This is a genomic window from Campylobacter massiliensis, from assembly GCF_014253065.1.
Lineage (GTDB): Bacteria > Campylobacterota > Campylobacteria > Campylobacterales > Campylobacteraceae > Campylobacter_A > Campylobacter_A massiliensis.
Genome location: NZ_JACLZK010000001.1, coordinates 923,780 through 940,427 on the forward strand (window position 1 = coordinate 923,780; position 16,648 = coordinate 940,427).

A 16,648-nucleotide genomic window follows, 5' to 3' on the forward strand; every position below is an offset into this window, starting at 1 on the left:
ATAGTATTTGGATGGTGCGGATGAAAGGACTTGAAAAAATACGCCGCAGATTTATTAAGGATTATATAAGTTTGTATAGTCCTAAAATACGATACTTTAAGCTGATTATAACTTTTTTTAGAATTATAATTCTATCGCCAAATGGGTTACCCAGTGGGTTACCCAAAGCGGCGCAAAGGATTTTAAAAAGGACTCAAATGTCAATCAGCCTAAGCGAATACAAAAAGACGAAAGTTCCAAATATCTACGTGAGTAAAAATCATACGAATAAGTTTTTATTCAGAAAAAGAAGTAGCGACGGAAGGCGAGCCACTAAGGTAGTAGAAATAGCCGTAAGAGAAAAATGGACCGGGCGGGAATATTTACAAGAAGCTATGGCAGTTTTTACGGAGTGGGCAAAAGGCAAAGATATGGCGGCGTCTAATGTTTCTAGAATCCAGCCAAACATCAAAGTTAAACAGCTTTGGGATTTATATATGGAAACCAGAGCAAAAACCAAAGCTACGACCGGGCTAGCGGCGATGTTTAACAATCACATCAAAAATAGCTCTCTAGGCTCGCTGGCAATAGAAAAGGTAACGCTTGACCATATTCAAATTTTTTACAACTCCATGCGAAACAAGGGACTATCGCCAAAAACATACAACAAAACGATAAAAGAAATTTTACGCCCTATGTTTAAGTACGCGCTTATTCATAGGGCTCTAGCTTTCGAGCCAACGTTTGGTTTAAAGTTGGACAAGATCGAGAAAAAATCAAAAGTCATCAATTGCTCGAATAAGCTCAGAAATTTATTTTCAGCCATTGATGAACTTTACGCCGACGACGTTTTTTATTGGACGCTTTTTGCCCTGATTTTTACGGGCAGGCGAAAGTCCGAAATTTTAAACCTAAAATGGAAAAACATAAATTTCAGCAACAACACTATGCTTTTAGAGAGGACAAAAAACTCTAACGACTATATCGTAGCCATCCCAAATTTTATAGCATCCAAGCTACAAGAGATACCGAGGGTAGCCGAGCTAGTGTTTGCCAGCCCCGTAAGCGGCGAGACGATAGTTAATCTAGACAGACAAGTTAAAAAAATCAGAGAACTTTCGGGTGTTGAAAATTTTCACCTGCATATGGCGAGAGATATAGTGGTCGGTACTCTTGCGGAAGCTAGCGCGGATATCCATACGATGTCGGGCACTTTACTACACGAAGAACTAGCGACCCATGCAACACTATCTAGGCGTCGATACTTACAAAGCGACCCAGAAAAGCTCGCAAGTGATAGAAAATTTAGTAGCCACTAAAAGATTGGGGTATAAATGACGGTTAGAGCAAAATACTGGCAAAGCAAAACGAGAGGCTAAATATATAAAATATGATATAATGAAACAATATAATTGTAAAGAATAAAAAATTGGATAAATTTAATAAACCAAAGTTATCTATAGCCCGGCAAGTCGTCTACTTGGAAACCAAAGGGGTAAAATTTAATATATGCGATAAAGAATCGGCTATCGATTTTTTAACCAACAATAGTTACCTATTTAAAATAAAAGCCTATGCTAAAAATTACACCAAGCGAGACGATGATACATACATAAATTTAGAATTTGCCTATTTAAAGGAGCTATCTACTATAGATATGCATCTTCGCAGATTTATCCTAACTCTTACCTTAAATATAGAGCATCTTTTAAAAACTAAGCTATTAAGGGATTTTAATGAAGATGAGTGCGATGGATACTCGATAGTAGATGATTATCTCAATGCCAATCCCAAACAGAAAAACTATTTTTTAAATTATAGCAAACACGACTTTACAGCCAAAGACAATATTATTAATAAATATAGAGTCGACCTATCGATATGGAATTTAATCGAGATATTGGAGTTTAAAAACTTTACAAATTTTTGCGATTTTTATTATAAAAAATTTCCAAATCAAGAATACATAAAAATAAAAAACATGCTAACATCAGTGCAGTTTATTAGAAATGCAGCGGCGCACAATAACTGTTTGATAAACAATCTAAACCCTATCGACAAATTTAGACCGACTTATCAGATTATGGATTTTTTAAATTTACATCTAAGATCATCGAAAAAAAGCGTTGAAAATAAAATGAAAAATCCATTTATAAATAACTTTTTATGTTCTTTTTTGATATTTAATATACTTTGCAAAACCAAACCCATGAAAAAAGCTACAGTAGTAGAGCTAATGAGCCTGCTTAAAAGAGCTAGAAAACATAAAGGATTTTATGAATCCAACAATAAACTAACCAGTACCTACGCCTTCTTGGTAAAATCTTCAGCAAGCATAAAAAGAAATTTTATACACTTTTAAGAGAATATATTGTAGTATTCGCATACTTGTACGCGCCTTACGGCGTAGGTCTTAGGCTACTTCGGTAGCCTTCGCACCTAAAAATCATACTTAACAATCCTCCAATTACCATACTATTACCTCAAAATAAAAAACAGTAAAATATCTTTGGCGAACCGACTTTTTGCTTGACTTAAGGTTTGTCACATGATAGGATGGGTATAAAATTTATAAAGGAAAAAAATGCAAATAAATCCTTGTCAAAAAAAGTTTATAACCCCTGTGGAATTTGAAGCTCTCCTTAGTATCGGTACGGATGCTCAATCCATTTGGAGATCAAAAGGCATCTTGCCTTATATAAAGCTGGGTGGTAGAAAAGTTCTATACGATAGAGAAAAAATAGAAAAATGGATAGCCAGGCACGAAGTGGATAGAGATCAAGTGCAATATATTTTAGATGCTGAATCTGTATAATATAAATGGACAGATAACGAAATTGGTATTAAAATAAAGCTGAGGTACCCTTGGGTAGGCCTATTTTTGGGCCTACCCAAGCTCTAAAAAATAAACCTAGCAAATCTATCTTTGGATTTCAACTGGGAGCATAATGCCAAACAGATAAAACCATCAGATTCTATCTCGTATCCATTCCCCATACACTCTCGTTCTCCTGGCCTAGGACTTTCAGCAGTTCATCATCTGCATCAAATGACATCTCGATATTTTTGTTTTTAAGATACTGTTCGTCAACTACTATTCTTGATATTTCTCTTTCAAAGATTCGTATCTTTTCGATAGTTCTTTGAATTCTTCTTGCACACTTATTAATTTCTTTCTTAAAGACTCCAAAGATTTCTCGTATCTTTCTTTTTGCGCTTGCGACAATTCGTGTATCTTGTTCACTCAATCGTTCATCAAATGTTGCATGCGATCTATCAAATTTGTCTTGTCTTGTTGCAAACTCGTTATCTCTTTCTCGTATTTTTCGATCAAGGCCTTCTTTTGCAATTCGTGTTCGCTCCTTTCGCTCTTGATCATCTGCGTCAAGTTCTCGTTTTCTTCTAGCAATGCTTCTTCTAATGTTGTCATCTTCTATTCCGTTCTCATAAGTATGTAGTATTTGTTGTTTTGCTCGAAGATCTCCTTGCTTCGAGGGATCGATATATAGTACCGCATCCTTCCGTCCGCTTCTGGCTCCGAATGCCTCCAAGCTTGCGGTATCGTCCAAACTCTAATTGATTCCATCTCTTTTGTTTGTTCGTCCAAAAGCACCTGCAGCTCCTTGATGGCATCCGGTCTCATTTTCTTGATTTGCAGCTCCACCGAATAAGAGCGCATATGATATCCCGCCGCCATTCCGATTATCAGCGCTATCGTAGCCGTGAGCGCTAATATCCATCTTTTGTTCTTGCTTTGGATCGATATAATTTCTTGAAGGCTGGATTCCAAATTTTTGCCTATTGAATTTATCTCGCTTTCTAATGAGCTCTTCAAGTTTTTGCCTATTCCCTTTAAGCTCCTCTTGTGGATTCCTATTATGGAACTCTCGAATTCTTCTGCTTGAGCTTTGGCTGAGCTCTCCAAGTGCTTGAGCGCCTGTGAAATTTGCATCGTATATTCCTCCTTTGAGACGATTTTTTGTTTTTTGATTAGGTAGTACTACAGTTATGCTTTTCTTTGTCGATCTAGTTACTTCAATGCCGCTTTGATTAAGAAGCTCTATCATATGATCTCTATTTTTGATGTAGCCCTCTCTTACTAGTTCGTGTAGCTTTTTATCAAGTTCTTCTAATTTTTGATAGTGTCCTATGTTTTTCTTGCTAGCCGATATCGTTTGCTCTCTTGCGGGATCGTCGGGGCTTGAAAGATTATACTCGTCATTAACGATTCTTTTAAACAGATCGATTCTACCTTGATCATACTTGTCAAAGTAGGGGTTAAACGATTTGCCGGTTACCAAATCGATTTTCGGGATCAAGAAATTTAACTCGAGTCTTCCGTCTTTGTCGGAATGTTCGACCCAGAGCACATTTACCCGCTCTAGCATATAATCCCCGAGCAATGCGCGCTCGAAATCTTTTATTATTTTTAGCTTTTGCTCTTCGGTTAAGAAGTCATGCTTCTCTTCAAATGACAAAACTCCAAAGCATGTTTTTTGCTTAAAGTCGATTCCTTTAATAATAGCTCTGGTTAAATTCTCGTCGCCTTTTACGACCTTAGCCGTTCCAGCCGCTTTTCTTTCGTTTAGTAGATAGTTTATACTTCCAAGACCGCCACCGGTGTAGGTTGGAAGGAATTTAACTAGCATAGTTGTTAATAGCTTTCTTTATGTTTGTGAGGTAGCGGTCTTGATTGATATAGTTCACTATTTCCCCAATCTTTTATAAATTCGACGCAATACAGAGTTATTCTCGGCAATAATTATAAGACCCACTCTATCTAAACTCTCGCCGCTGTTTAGCTTGGCGGCCACTTGGTTTAGGTTGTTTCCTTGCTTGGATAGCTCGGTCAAAAGCTCCCTTTCGATAGGAAGTCTAATTCGCCTGGACAGCATTGAACTTAGGGCAAATTTTGAAAAGGTCATCCCTGTTTCTTTTAGCTTCTTTTCGATAGCCGACCATTCGTCGGGCGTAAGTCTAAGTCTTTTGAATATAGTTTTAGTGATTTTTCTTTTTTTGTGAAAATTCTGATTCATAAATATCTCCGCGTCTTGATAAAATGCATGATATATGTTTAAGGGCGATAGGTCAAGTTAAAGCTAGGATCGCAAATAAAAATTCTGAATATTTTGACAGCAATCGCATACAAACGTATTTATACATGTTAAATAGGTACGGGATCGGAAAAAGAAACAAACGGGCATTTAGCTACACACTACAAAAATGCTTTAAAAGCCCTATTTTACGCAATACAGAGCACTTTACGCTACGAGTTTGGTTAAATTTTACTTAATTTTGGTTTTTCCTTGAATTCCGTTATAAAACGTATAGAAAAACATATTTTTAGTTTATGGTATGCGCAGACAATAACGACAACAGATAACGTTGTTTTTTTAAACAAAAAAACAAAATAAAAAATTAACCGACAATCACTCCGAGCTCTTACGGAAATATGTCCGTAAGTTTAAATATTTATTGAAAACAGCCTACTCGGTTCGGCTGTTTTCAATAAATACACTCGGAGCAAAAGCGTGGGTCAAGGGGGCGGCAAACTCTCCTTGCGAGCCTCTACGTAAGCAAAAAACGGTAACGTTTTGTGGCCACGTAGAGTATGCTCGCCCTATTTGCCCTATTTGGTAGAAATAAAGAAAGAGCTATTACAAAAAGGAAAGAAAGCTTATCATAGACAATAATTAACAAATCAATCTTGCGACTTTATAAAAACGCCCAAAACAGTATAATGTGGCATGCAAATATAGTAAATATTATCATAACATCTAATAAATATTTATAGATACTACGTTTTAAAAAATTACTTAAAATAAAATCACCGTTTATGGGGCACTATTCGTATCTCTTCTTGCTTGAGCAACAGTTTTTACCGCTACCGCAGCCACAGTCTTTTTGTTTAAACTCTTTTGCATAAACAAAATACCCCGCACCGACTGCTAGCACGATCAAAATCACAGCTTCGTACCAAGCCATATTTTTCCTTTAAAGGGCAAGTTGTCGCGCTAAATTTACATCAAAATTTAACTGGAGACAACCCGCTGAAGTTTTATTTAGAGATATCTTTAGAATCAACGATTACTTCATGTCCCTCGCCCGCAAACATCCTAGCCTTATATTCGCCCTCGGGCTTTTTAAAAGTGTACATACTATCTTTGTCAAATTTGCCCTCGATAATAACCTTTCCGTTTTGTAAAACCTTAAATTCCACGCCGCTAGCGCTACTGCCGTCGCTAAATCCCGCCTCACACGTAACGCTACCATCGCCGTTATCTATGCAACTCATAAGCGCCGTATGCGCAAAAGCCGGTAGGCTCACAAGAGCAACTAAAGCCGATGAAAATAAAATCTTTTTCATTTTCTCTCCTTTTTAAAAAGTTAAATTTACCTATTTTCTTAAGCCACCGCTCCAGTTCAGGCGCTTTTGCGGCATAAATCCTAAAATGATTATAAAAAACAAAAGTATAAAATAATATATCCCCATAGCCGTTAGACCGCCTACGCCAAAGCTATTTGCGAGAGTGAAAAATAGCGACGAAACTACGAGCGCTAGAGTAAAAGGGAAAAATATCCCAAACGCCATCCATGCGTAACTATTTGTTTGCATTTTTACTACGATCATTGTAGCTATGCAAGGAGGCGTCAAAAGCATAAATATAATGATTGAGGCCGCATGCAGCGGAGTATAGCCGCTACTTTGCCTCATTGCTTCCTCAGGCCTCATCTCTTCTCCGCTACTTGCTTCGGTGGCTTTACCGCTTTCGTATATACTACCAAGCGTCGCCACTGCAGACTCCCTGGCGGCAAACGAGCTTAAAAATGCTACGTTTATCCTCCAGTCAAACCCTGCAAATTTTGATATAGGCTCAAGCGCACGTCCAGCCATGCCAAGAAGCGAGCTTTCTATCTTGTCGTTTTTTTGCTCTCTTAGAATCGTCTTTCTTTGCGTCGAGAGCTTTCTAAGTGCAGAATTTATCGCCTTTGCGTCTTGATCGGTTTTTGGCATTATAAATTTGTAAAACTCGGGGTTCTCGGCCTCATATTTTTCGTCTACGCCTTTGCCTCCGCCCATCTTTTTAGCTTTGTATCCGTCATAGAAATTTAGTAATTGCGCGACCTTTTCTCTACTATCTACGCTCGCGTAATAGCTTGATTTTTTCGCAGCCGCCTCAAAACTCGCTAGAGCCTTGGCCTCTTCGTTTGCATAATGCTCCTGCTTTTCGTTTGAAAGTCCCGGAAACTGCAAAAGCGCAAAGAGTATCACGGCTACTGCGATGACGATCGTGCAAACCTTTTTGATATACAGCCACACGCGCTCGCACGCTCTTATTACGACGCCCTTAAACGTCGGCATATGATAGGGCGGCAACTCCATCACAAAGGGTGCCGTCTCTCTCGTCTTTAAAATCGTCGAAGTTAAAAATTTAGCTATCAAAAGCGCAGCCAGGATCGTAACGGTCGAGATATAAAACATCATCACGCTCATTTGCGAGGTATTTATGCTTTTGCTTCCATCCACTGCCACAGTCGCAGTCGTATAAAACGCACCCAAAAGTAGCGTGTAAAAAGGCACCTTAGCTAGGCAGTTCATCAAAGGAACGGTGAGGATGGTAGCCATCCTAGCTCTATCGTCGGCGATGCCTTTAGTAGACATGACGCCCGGCACCGCACAGCCTCCTACAAATGCCCCGCCAAGCACCAGCGGTAAGGTGCTTTGCCCGTGTAGGCCGAATTTTTTAAAAATTTTATCTAAGACAAATGCCATCCTTGGCATATATCCGACATCCTCTAAAATCGCGATCATTGCAAAAAGTATAAAAAATATCGGCAGGTAGTTTAAAAGCGCGACGGCGGAATTTACGAGCCATATAGCGGCGTCTGTTATGAGCGGCACTTTAGCGATATCTGCCGCAGGCGTAATATCAACCACAAAGTTTTTAATAGCCGCAAGCAGCGGCCAAGTGTAGTTCGTGAGCTTATAACCAAAAACTATACTACTCTCGTAAATCGCAAAAATAATGGCAAAAAGGATCGGAAAACTAAGCCAGCGATTTAGGATTATTTTATCTATCTTGTCTGTTAGCGTGGCTTGATTTTTCTTGGTCTCTTTTACGCACTCGCTAAAGACTATGCTAGCGTTTTCGTATCTAAGTGCAGCCAAATATCCCTCAATACTTTTGCCGGTTTTTTCATTAAATTTAGCCCTTTGCTCGGCCGTTAAATTTTCTATCTCGGTGTTAGAGTTTTTTAGCAAATTTAAGGCTGCAGCGTCGTTTTCAAGGGCTTTTACACAAAGCCATCTTGCGCTTACTCCTTCATCTAAAGAGACGCTATTTTGTAGCTCTAAAACAAAAGGTTCCAAATCCTCGTAATTTACCTTAAATTCTTTGTAGTTTTGTTTTAGATTTTTAGCATTTCTTAAAATGTCTAAAATTTCAGCCTTGCCTTCGCCCTTTGACGCGCTAGCACAGATTACGGGACATTTTAAAATTTTAGCTATTTTGCCGGCATCTATGATTATGCCGCGTCTTTTGGCTACGTCTAGCATATTTAAGACGATGACGACCGGGACGCCGATTTCAAGCAGCTGAAAGGTTAGATATAAATTTCGCTTTAAATTTGAAGCGTCGATGATGTTTAAAATAACGTCAGGCTTTTCGTTTACGATAAATTCTTTCGCGACTTTTTCTTCAAGCGAATACGAACTAAACGAATAAGTGCCCGGCAGATCGACCATCTCGACGTCCACGTCTGCGATGCTAAAAAATCCCGATTTTTTATCGACGGTAACGCCTGGGTAGTTTGCGATATGCTGACGTATGCCGCTTATCATATTAAATACGGTGGATTTGCCGCAGTTTGGTTGCCCTGCAAGCGCTACTTTTATTTGCAAACTTCAATCTCCACCAAAGCCGCCTCGCTTTTTCTAAGCGATATCAAACAGTCCTGAATTTTAAACTCTATGGGATCAAGAAGCGGAGCGAGTCTTACCGCCTCAACGACGGCTCCGTTTATAAAGCCCATATCGAGCAACTTTTGAAGTAGTTTGCCTTCGGCTTTGAGCTCTTTTATCTTATATAAAATTCCAGCCTGTGCAGAGCCAAGATTCATACGCTTTTCCCTAAATATATAAATTTGACCGCCTCTGTTTTGCTAAAGCGGTCAAATTTAATAAAACTCATTTTATCTCAAAAGTAAAAGAGGCTATAGCTGTCTCTTCGTCGCATTTTTTAGCGTCTGCGTAAGGGAATTTATGCACTACTTTTAGCACCCATTTCCCTGGTCTAAGCGCTAAAACCTCGGTTTCTCCTTTTAGATCGGTCGTTGCATGAAACGCGCTTTTGTCTTTCAAAAATCCGTCAAACGTGCCGTCAATGGTAGCGACTTTTAAAGGCTTTCCTTCAAATAGCACCTTTACTTTAAACGGCTCGCCGACTTTAAATTTGGCCGGATTTTCCAAAGGCACAATCTCAAGGCGTTGCCCCGTGGATTTGGTTATAAAGTCATCTCCTGCGCCGACATTTATGACGCTCTTTGCGCTCATCGTAGCGCGGCGGCAAAATTTAGCATTTTTTATTGTTTTTTTAGTACCGCCCATGTGCCATTTGCCATCAGCATCTTCCGTCCAAAACGTAGGCTTGTATTCGCCGGTAATCGCGTACGTACCGTCTTTTAGCTTCGCGCCCTCGTAGTGATAGTTCTCTCCGCTTTGTTTTAGCGTGACCTTGCCGTCTTTACCAAGGATCAAGGGCGCCTCAAAATTGTTTACGCGCTCGGCGTCTATGGGTTCTGATTTTGGGAAATCATGCCCAAAACCTATATTCCCGCTGGTTTTTTCGCCGTTTCCACAAAATAGCAAAAAATCATGTCCTCCAGCTACGATAAATACACCAAAAACCGCCAATAGAGCTAAACTCTTTTTCATTTTATATCCTTTTTAGTGAAATTCGTTAAAATTAAAAACTATATCTTACGCCGACACCAAACATCCTGCCCTTACCATAAGTTGCTAAGACGTTGCGAGCCCTATCTCTAATGTGTGAGAAATACTCTTTGTCGGTCAAGTTTTTGACGTAAAAATATACATCGAAGCCATCTTTTAGATAGCCCACTTTTGCATCTGCCGTAAAATAACTCTTTTGGGCAAGTTTATTTTGCGCATCAAAATAGGTCTTACCTATCATATTTCCGTCAAGCCTTGCATAAACACCCATTGGGGCATAGTAAGACGCACCCAAAGATAGCTTATACTCCGGGTTTTTCTCGATTTTATTGCCTTTATTATTCGTGCCGTCTTTGTTAATATAGTCGCCGTATTTAGTCTTAAGTAGACTTGCAGCCAAATTTATATCAAGCTCCTTACTGACCCTTACGATCCCCTCAAATTCGGCACCCATCGATGTCGCTTTATCGGCGTTTGCAACGTAGTAGATATTAGTATTGTTCGGGTCGGTGTAGAATATATGCGTGCCTTTGATAGCCATATAAAATAGTGCCGTAGAAAATCTAAAGTTATCGTATGAGCCTTTTACACCGATTTCATAGTCGTCACTTGTCTGTGCGTCAAATTTATTATCTTCTCTGCTACCGCCGGTGGTGTAGAAGTTAAAGCCGCCCGCCAAATAGCCCTTTGAATACATCGCATAGATGTTTAGCTCATCGGTAATATCATATCCGAGAGCAAATTTAGGCAGAAACGTTCTAAACGTCTCTTTTTCATCCATCGAAAATACCGGTGCGCCAGGGTTTTGCCCAAGCTCATACGAGAAATAATCGACCATAGTATGTTTTTTGATCTGCTGGTATCTACCGCCTAGCGTCACGTCAAATTTACTCGTAACGGGATAGATTATTTGGCCAAATGCGGATGCCGTTCGCGAGCGGTTTATTGACGGCCAGTCCTCCACTATCGTCCTACCGCTATCGCCATACTGATCGCCGATAGGACCGAATACTTGTTTTTCGTTTTCAAAATAAAGCCCGCCGACCCATTTAAAACTTTGCTCGTCCGTACCGCTAAATCTAAGTTCTTCGGAAATAGTATCATTTTTAGCATTTAAAAATGTAACTAGTCCATAGTGATCAGGATCGAGATAGGTTGCTTTGCTACCGAAGTCTTCGTCGTAAAGTCCGTCTTTTTTAACCTTACGATAAGTTGTGGATGAGGTTACGTCAAATTTGTCAAATTCGTATTTTAAGTCTAGAGCTCCTGAGGTTGAGGTTTGCTTAACGCGGGCCGGAGTTTCTAAATTTATATGCTTGGCCTCATCTTTTGATATGCTGCCCAATTTTGATTTCGGAATAAAAAGCTCATCTAGCGAGTCGTCCTGGCGATGAAAAAGGTCGCCGTAAATTTTGATCGTAAAGCGATCCGTCGGCACTATCTTTAAATTTAGTCCGAAATTATAATTTTTCTTGTCATTGGCTTTTTCACCATTTAGATCGTTTATGATCCAGCCATCCTCTTTAGACGCCGAGCCGTTTAAGCCTAAAAATAGCTTATCGTCTATAAGCGCACCGCTGGTTTCAAAAAGCCCTAGCATATATTTACTAGAACCGTATTCTGCGCCTACGCTACCGCTCCACTCGTTAGTCGGCTCTTTTAGGACGATATTTATGATACCGCCGATCGAATCTTTGCCGTAGATAGCGCTGCTAGGACCTCGTAAACCTCGACGCGTTCGATATTTGTAATAGGAATATAGGCTGCGTCTTTGTTGCTTTGAGCTACGCCGCCGATGTAGACCGTGACGGGATTAGAACTCGTATATATAGAAGGATTAAGCCCTCTTGTACTTATACCCTCATACATTCCACCCACACCCGTGATGTTTGGTATAGTTTTTACCAACTCCTCGACATTTTTCACGCCTCGCTCCTCTAGCTCGGAGCTATTCACTACGCTGATGCTCTGAGGCACATCCTTTAAATTTTCACTGATTTTATTTGCGGTTACTGCAACTTCGCCAAGCGTTATATCTTCTGCGGCTAGAGCCGAATTAGTAAGAACTAAAAGAGCGGCTGTTAGTCTAGATAGAGAAAATGCTTTCATATTTGCTCCCTAAACTTAAAAAATTAATGGCGGCATTATAACAAATAAGATAATCGTTGTCAATACTATAATAATAAAATTTTTATAAAAAAATAATACTATATATTTTTATAATCATTGTCTATAAGGAGTTATACGATTTCATTTTATAAAATAATAAATAATACGTAATATTCAATACAAGAGAAATTATTTATAAATGGCTATTTTTGTCAGATTATTTCTACAATTTTATTACTTATAAATTAGTTATTGCAATTACAGTAATTAACTTATATAAAACCGATAACTAGTCATTTTGATTTGCTTGCAAAATAAACTAGTTTTTACATGCGAAGTTTTTGTATCATAGTTCCGAAAAAACATGAAATCTCTTTTAAAAATATCATTTTAGGAGATACCATAAACTTGAGTTAAGTGCTTTTTTTCGGAACTATGATACAAAAAATAAAAAGAAATAGAATAAAATAGAAATATAAATAAGTTCAAATCTCGTATTTCAGGGCTTTTTTGATAAAAATTAGAATCAATCGGGAGCTTAAGGAAATATCAAATGGCTCCGGATACTAAAGCGATATCAAACCAAAGCCGATAAGGATAGCGATATAATAAACGATCCGAATTTATTTAGCGACGATCCTAGGGCATATTTTAGATTTTCTTTTTGAATACAACCAAGGCAAGCATCAAAAATCACCAATAATATAAAAATAGCCTTTTGTTTTTTAAATTAGGCTGATTGCTATAATAGTTGTCAGGCTATTTGTTTATTTTGGCTAAGGTTTTACGACGATATCATCTTATAGTGATACTAAAATTTAAACACCAGCTTATATAAGATTCTTAAATCTAGAAAAAATACAAAAAGCATACCATTTTAGAAAAATGTACTTTCTCGCATCTTTACAAAGAAGCAATCAGATAATATAGTAGTTTTTAAAAATTGGTTTAGAAGCTAAACAGTATGAAGTTTGGGCTACCCATCGGATTACCTTTTGAAATCTTAAGTCTTGAAATATCGTATTTTAGGGACTTCTGGATGGTGCGGATGAAAGGACTTGAACCTTCACGCCGTGGGGCACCAGATCCTAAGTCTGGCGTGTCTGCCAATTTCACCACATCCGCACAACAATAATAAAGTGGTACGCCCATCAGGATTCGAACCTGAGGCCTACGGCTTAGAAGGCCGTTGCTCTATCCAGCTGAGCTATGAGCGCATAAAAACAAAGTGGCGCGCCCGATAGGAGTCGAACCCATAACCTACAGATCCGAAGTCTGTCGCTCTATCCAATTGAGCTACGAGCGCCCAAGTGGGGTGAGTGATGGGAATCGAACCCACGACCCTCAGGACCACAATCTGATGCTCTAACCGACTGAGCTACACTCACCATCTAACAAATGGTCGGGGTGAAAGGATTCGAACCTTCGGCCCTCTGGTCCCAAACCAGATGCGCTAACCAGCCTGCGCTACACCCCGAGGCATTGCGAGTTTAGCCTACTTATTGAAAAGGCGCATTGTAGCCAAAAAAAAACGCTATGTCAAGAAAAATAAGCTTAAATTTGAAAATTTGCGAAAATTTTTGCTTCAAGCCGCACAAATTCGGCCAAGAACAAATTTTGTATAAAAGAAAAAAGTTAACCCGATCAGCCAAACGTTAAAAAACATCGCCTTAAAAATATCTTGCAACTCGCCGCCAAAAACATCCGCCACAAGCGAGTAAAGCGCGATTTGCAGCACTATCTGACGGGTAAAATTTAAAACAAAAACCGCCGCGGGTCTTTTTACGCCTTGAAGCGTCGAGCCGGAGAGATTTATGAGCGCGTAGCCTATAAACGCTAGCGAATTTACCGCAAAATAGCTTTTTGCCGCGTTTACGACTTCGGGCGTTTCGTCAAAAAAGCCGACCAAAATCCCGCCGAGCCCAAGGCAAAAAGCCGCCGTTAAAATGCAGTAAAGCGCTAAAAATTTGACTGCATAGGCGTAGCAGCCGCGCACTCTAGCGTATTCGCGCGCGCCGAAGTTTTGCGATACGATACCAAGTACCGCCGACGCGATGCCAGTCGTGGGCAGCATGACGATCTGCTCGATGCGAAGAGCTAGGCCATAACCTGCGACCGCATGCGTGCCGTAACGGCTGATAAAATGCATAAGCACGAGCCCGCCAAGCGACATCGATAGGTAGTTTAGGCACGCGGGTAAGGCTTGGGCTAAAATTTTACGGTAGATGGCAAGCTCGGGCGCAAATGAGCGTAAATTAAAAAAATTTATCATACCCGTTTTTGCGCCCTTGACGCCAAAAAAAAGCGACCAAAGAAGCTGCCCCGAGGCCGTCGCCAGCGCTATCCCGCCGATACCCAGCCCGCAAAAATCCACGTAAAAAAAGCAAAAGCCCAAATTTATAAAAAGTCCGGCAAAAAGCCAGTTTCGCAGACTCTTCGTGTCGCCCGTGGCTACCAGCACGCCGTTTAGAGATTTTATGAGCAAGAAAAACGGCGAGGCAAGAAATATCACGCGGTTATACGCCATGGCTTCGCGCAAAAACTCATCGTTTGCGCCTAAAATTTTAAGCAAATGCGGCGTGAAAATAAAGCCCGAAAGCCCCATAAAAAGCGCGCAAAGAAGCACGAAAAACACGCCCTTTGCGGCATAAATTTTAGCTAGCCGATCCTTGCTAGCGCCAAGCGCGTTGCCCACAAGCGCCGTTAGTGCTGAACCAAAGCCAAGCCCAACGCCCACGACGCTGATGTAGAGCAAAAAACTCATCGAAAAGCCCGCCAGCGCCTGCATTGATATGCGCGCGGCAAAAAACACGCCCGTCACGTTATAAAGCGTGTTAAAGCTCATCGCAACGCCCGCGGGCGCGGCTAGGCGCAGCACGAGCTTGTTTATGGGCTCTTTTGTGAGATTCACTTGATTTTGAGCTCCAAAAGCGCGTCTTTTACGTCTTTTGGTACGCGGTAGCTGTCGCGGATCTTTGAGATCGTTTTGTTGTGGGTAAATTTACTCAGTCGGCCGCTCTCCAGTAGCTCTCGCCCTGCGCCGTCAAATTTGATAAAAACCTCGGCTAAACACAAAGCAGCCGCCATTTGCACGTAGTAGCGCTCATCCTTTTCCTCGGCGCAAATTTCAAAAAACCGCTCAAGCGGAAGCGAATTAAAATTACGCATAAAATAAACGTAGAAAAACCGCTTTTCGTATTCTAAATTTGAGTCTAGAGCCTGCTTTAGCAGCGCATCCACGTAGCGCGCCTCGCTGAATTTAGGCTCAAAGCCGTCTGTCACAGCCCAGTTTGGCATCGTTTTGATAAACTCGCTAGCTAGCTTAAATTTAGCTTCGTCGTCTTTAACGAGCATTATCAAAAAGCCCTTTAGCATGAACTCCTCGTGAAAAAACGGCTCATAAGCAGCGATCTGTTCTAAATTTAGCCGAGCGAAATTTTGCTTTGCCAGGCGTCTTAGCTCGGGAGTTTTTACGCCTAAAATTTCGGGGCTTTTGATGAGTTTTTGCGAAAACGCCGCTAGCTTTTCGCTCCTAAGCCTCTCTAAAATCTCTAAAAATTCGCCTTTTACGTCCACGCTAGCTCCTTTGCTCTTTTAAATTTACCGCTCAAATTCGCCCCGTTTAAATTTGACGCCTCAAAAACAAAGCCGAAGCGTCAATTTTGCCGCCCTGCGCGCCTAAAAGCAAATTTAAAGGCTCAAATTTTACTTTTGAGCCTCTTGCGCGCGTTTTGCCGACTTTTTGCGAGCGTAGATGTTAATAAGCTCCACGCCCAGAGAAAACGCCATCGCAAAGTAAACGTAGCCCTTAGGCACGTGCATACCGAGCCCCTCGCCCACTAGCGTAAATCCGATCAGGATCAAGAACGCGAGCGCGAGAATTTTGATCGTCGGGTTGTTGTCGACGAAATTTGAAATGCCCTTAGACGCGAACATCATCACGCCCACCGCAAGCATCACGGCTAGGATCATGATCTCGATGTGATTTGCCATACCCACCGCGGTAATGACGCTATCAAGCGAAAAGACAATGTCAAGCACGGCGATCTCGGCGATAACGACCCAAAAACTCGCATGTCCCTTGCTTGCCGAGTGCTCCTCGTGCTCGGCGCTGACGCTTGAGTGGATCTCGAGCGTGGATTTGCCGATAAGGAAAAGCCCGCCTAAAATCAGCACCAAATCGCGCCCCGTGATCGTAAAGTCAAACACGCTAAATAGCGGCTTGGTAAGCTTCATAATCCAAAATAGCGAAAGCAAAAGCGCAATCCTCGTTAGCATCGCAAGAGAAAGCCCCAAAATGCGGCCTTTGTCGCGCTGCTCGGATGGGAGCTTGCCGACTAGGATCGCGATAAATATGATGTTATCTATACCAAGCACGATCTCAAGCCCCGTCAGCGTCACGAGCGACAGCCACGCCTCGGGCGAAAAAATCCAATCGAACATTTTTTTCCTTTTTTATAAATTAGGGCGCGATTATAGCCAAAACGGGTTTAAATTTGATTGAGCGTGCAGGAATGGGCGTTTGGGGATCAAATTTTGCGTTTTGAGGCGATTAGATTTGACGGATTTTGGTTTATTTGGCAGCGGTTAAATTTGCCGCGATGAAAT

General features: G+C 40.8%; 16 protein-coding genes and 5 tRNA genes. 3 read left to right on the forward strand and 18 right to left on the reverse strand.

Annotated features, from left to right (window positions below; genetic code table 11):
- The first annotated feature begins 197 nt into the window (after positions 1-197).
- The 3 genes from H7R39_RS04310 (at position 198) to H7R39_RS04320 (ending at position 2,794) form a co-directional block, all read left to right on the forward strand.
- Positions 198-1,298 carry a tyrosine-type recombinase/integrase gene (locus tag H7R39_RS04310; RefSeq protein WP_185898105.1) on the forward strand — a complete coding sequence of 367 codons (1,101 nt, stop codon included), beginning with the start codon at positions 198-200 and terminating at the stop codon, positions 1,296-1,298.
- Between the two features lie 110 nt (positions 1,299-1,408).
- Positions 1,409-2,341, forward strand: coding sequence for an Abi family protein (locus tag H7R39_RS04315; RefSeq protein WP_185898106.1), 933 nt, complete (start codon positions 1,409-1,411; stop codon positions 2,339-2,341).
- 222 nt (positions 2,342-2,563) lie between these two features.
- A complete protein-coding gene (locus H7R39_RS04320) occupies positions 2,564-2,794 on the forward strand; it encodes a helix-turn-helix transcriptional regulator (protein ID WP_185898107.1) in 231 nt (76 codons plus the stop codon).
- A 160-nt stretch (positions 2,795-2,954) separates the two neighbouring features.
- On the opposite strand, the gene H7R39_RS11270 is transcribed toward H7R39_RS04320, so the two are convergent.
- From H7R39_RS11270 to H7R39_RS04405, 18 genes are all read right to left on the reverse strand, one after another.
- Positions 2,955-3,548 (reverse strand): hypothetical protein, encoded by a 594-nt coding sequence (locus H7R39_RS11270; protein ID WP_228724726.1) that lies wholly within the window; start codon positions 3,546-3,548, stop codon positions 2,955-2,957.
- A gap of 3 nt (positions 3,549-3,551) precedes the next feature.
- A complete protein-coding gene (locus tag H7R39_RS11275) occupies positions 3,552-4,628 on the reverse strand; it encodes a relaxase family protein (RefSeq protein ID WP_228724721.1) in 1,077 nt (358 codons plus the stop codon).
- A 57-nt stretch (positions 4,629-4,685) separates the two neighbouring features.
- Positions 4,686-5,015 carry a plasmid mobilization protein gene (locus H7R39_RS04330; RefSeq protein WP_185898108.1) on the reverse strand — a complete coding sequence of 110 codons (330 nt, stop codon included), beginning with the start codon at positions 5,013-5,015 and terminating at the stop codon, positions 4,686-4,688.
- Between the two features lie 808 nt (positions 5,016-5,823).
- Entirely contained in the window at positions 5,824-5,964 is a 141-nt protein-coding gene (locus tag H7R39_RS04335; protein WP_185898109.1) for a FeoB-associated Cys-rich membrane protein, read from the reverse strand.
- 73 nt (positions 5,965-6,037) lie between these two features.
- A complete protein-coding gene (locus tag H7R39_RS04340; RefSeq protein WP_185898110.1) occupies positions 6,038-6,346 on the reverse strand; it encodes a hypothetical protein in 309 nt (102 codons plus the stop codon).
- Positions 6,347-6,376: 30 nt separating this feature from the next.
- Positions 6,377-8,881, reverse strand: a complete 2,505-nt coding sequence (gene feoB / locus H7R39_RS04345; protein WP_185898111.1) for a ferrous iron transport protein B — start codon at positions 8,879-8,881, stop codon at positions 6,377-6,379.
- A complete protein-coding gene (locus tag H7R39_RS04350; protein ID WP_185898112.1) occupies positions 8,872-9,099 on the reverse strand; it encodes a FeoA family protein in 228 nt (75 codons plus the stop codon). The genes feoB and H7R39_RS04350 overlap by 10 nt, the downstream gene beginning before the upstream one ends.
- 67 nt (positions 9,100-9,166) lie before the next feature.
- Positions 9,167-9,913: a DUF4198 domain-containing protein gene (locus H7R39_RS04355; RefSeq protein ID WP_185898113.1), complete on the reverse strand. Its 747-nt coding sequence runs from the start codon at positions 9,911-9,913 to the stop codon at positions 9,167-9,169.
- Positions 9,914-9,944: 31 nt separating this feature from the next.
- Positions 9,945-11,531, reverse strand: coding sequence for a TonB-dependent receptor (locus tag H7R39_RS04360; protein ID WP_185898114.1), 1,587 nt, complete (start codon positions 11,529-11,531; stop codon positions 9,945-9,947).
- A 71-nt stretch (positions 11,532-11,602) separates the two neighbouring features.
- Positions 11,603-12,040: a TonB-dependent receptor plug domain-containing protein gene (locus H7R39_RS04365; protein ID WP_185898115.1), complete on the reverse strand. Its 438-nt coding sequence runs from the start codon at positions 12,038-12,040 to the stop codon at positions 11,603-11,605.
- Positions 12,041-13,080: 1,040 nt separating this feature from the next.
- Positions 13,081-13,165 (reverse strand) — tRNA-Leu (locus H7R39_RS04370).
- Positions 13,166-13,180: 15 nt separating this feature from the next.
- Positions 13,181-13,257 (reverse strand) — tRNA-Arg (locus H7R39_RS04375).
- Positions 13,258-13,269: 12 nt separating this feature from the next.
- Positions 13,270-13,346, reverse strand: a tRNA-Arg gene (locus H7R39_RS04380).
- Between the two features lie 5 nt (positions 13,347-13,351).
- Positions 13,352-13,428: transfer RNA gene (locus tag H7R39_RS04385), tRNA-His, on the reverse strand.
- A gap of 11 nt (positions 13,429-13,439) precedes the next feature.
- A tRNA-Pro gene (locus H7R39_RS04390) sits at positions 13,440-13,517 on the reverse strand.
- A gap of 108 nt (positions 13,518-13,625) precedes the next feature.
- Entirely contained in the window at positions 13,626-14,951 is a 1,326-nt protein-coding gene (locus H7R39_RS04395) for an MATE family efflux transporter (protein WP_185898116.1), read from the reverse strand.
- The gene (locus tag H7R39_RS04400; protein WP_185898117.1) at positions 14,948-15,616 is read right to left on the reverse strand and encodes a DNA alkylation repair protein; all 669 of its coding nucleotides are present in this window, start codon (positions 15,614-15,616) and stop codon (positions 14,948-14,950) included. Before H7R39_RS04400 ends, H7R39_RS04395 begins: the two co-directional genes overlap by 4 nt.
- A 129-nt stretch (positions 15,617-15,745) precedes the next feature.
- The gene (locus H7R39_RS04405) at positions 15,746-16,483 is read right to left on the reverse strand and encodes a TerC family protein (protein WP_185898118.1); all 738 of its coding nucleotides are present in this window, start codon (positions 16,481-16,483) and stop codon (positions 15,746-15,748) included.
- Positions 16,484-16,648: the final 165 nt, after the last annotated feature.

Coding starts and splice junctions, on each gene's coding strand:
- H7R39_RS04310 (WP_185898105.1), top strand. CDS start 198: ATGTCAATCAGCCTAAGCGAATACAAAAAGACGAAAGTTCCAAATATC.
- H7R39_RS04320 (WP_185898107.1), top strand. CDS start 2,564: ATGCAAATAAATCCTTGTCAAAAAAAGTTTATAACCCCTGTGGAATTT.
- H7R39_RS11275 (WP_228724721.1), bottom strand. CDS start 4,628: ATGCTAGTTAAATTCCTTCCAACCTACACCGGTGGCGGTCTTGGAAGT.
- H7R39_RS04330 (WP_185898108.1), bottom strand. CDS start 5,015: ATGAATCAGAATTTTCACAAAAAAAGAAAAATCACTAAAACTATATTC.
- H7R39_RS04335 (WP_185898109.1), bottom strand. CDS start 5,964: ATGGCTTGGTACGAAGCTGTGATTTTGATCGTGCTAGCAGTCGGTGCG.
- H7R39_RS04340 (WP_185898110.1), bottom strand. CDS start 6,346: ATGAAAAAGATTTTATTTTCATCGGCTTTAGTTGCTCTTGTGAGCCTA.
- H7R39_RS04350 (WP_185898112.1), bottom strand. CDS start 9,099: ATGAATCTTGGCTCTGCACAGGCTGGAATTTTATATAAGATAAAAGAG.
- H7R39_RS04355 (WP_185898113.1), bottom strand. CDS start 9,913: ATGAAAAAGAGTTTAGCTCTATTGGCGGTTTTTGGTGTATTTATCGTA.
- H7R39_RS04360 (WP_185898114.1), bottom strand. CDS start 11,531: ATGCTAGGGCTTTTTGAAACCAGCGGTGCGCTTATAGACGATAAGCTA.
- H7R39_RS04365 (WP_185898115.1), bottom strand. CDS start 12,040: ATGAAAGCATTTTCTCTATCTAGACTAACAGCCGCTCTTTTAGTTCTT.
- H7R39_RS04405 (WP_185898118.1), bottom strand. CDS start 16,483: ATGTTCGATTGGATTTTTTCGCCCGAGGCGTGGCTGTCGCTCGTGACG.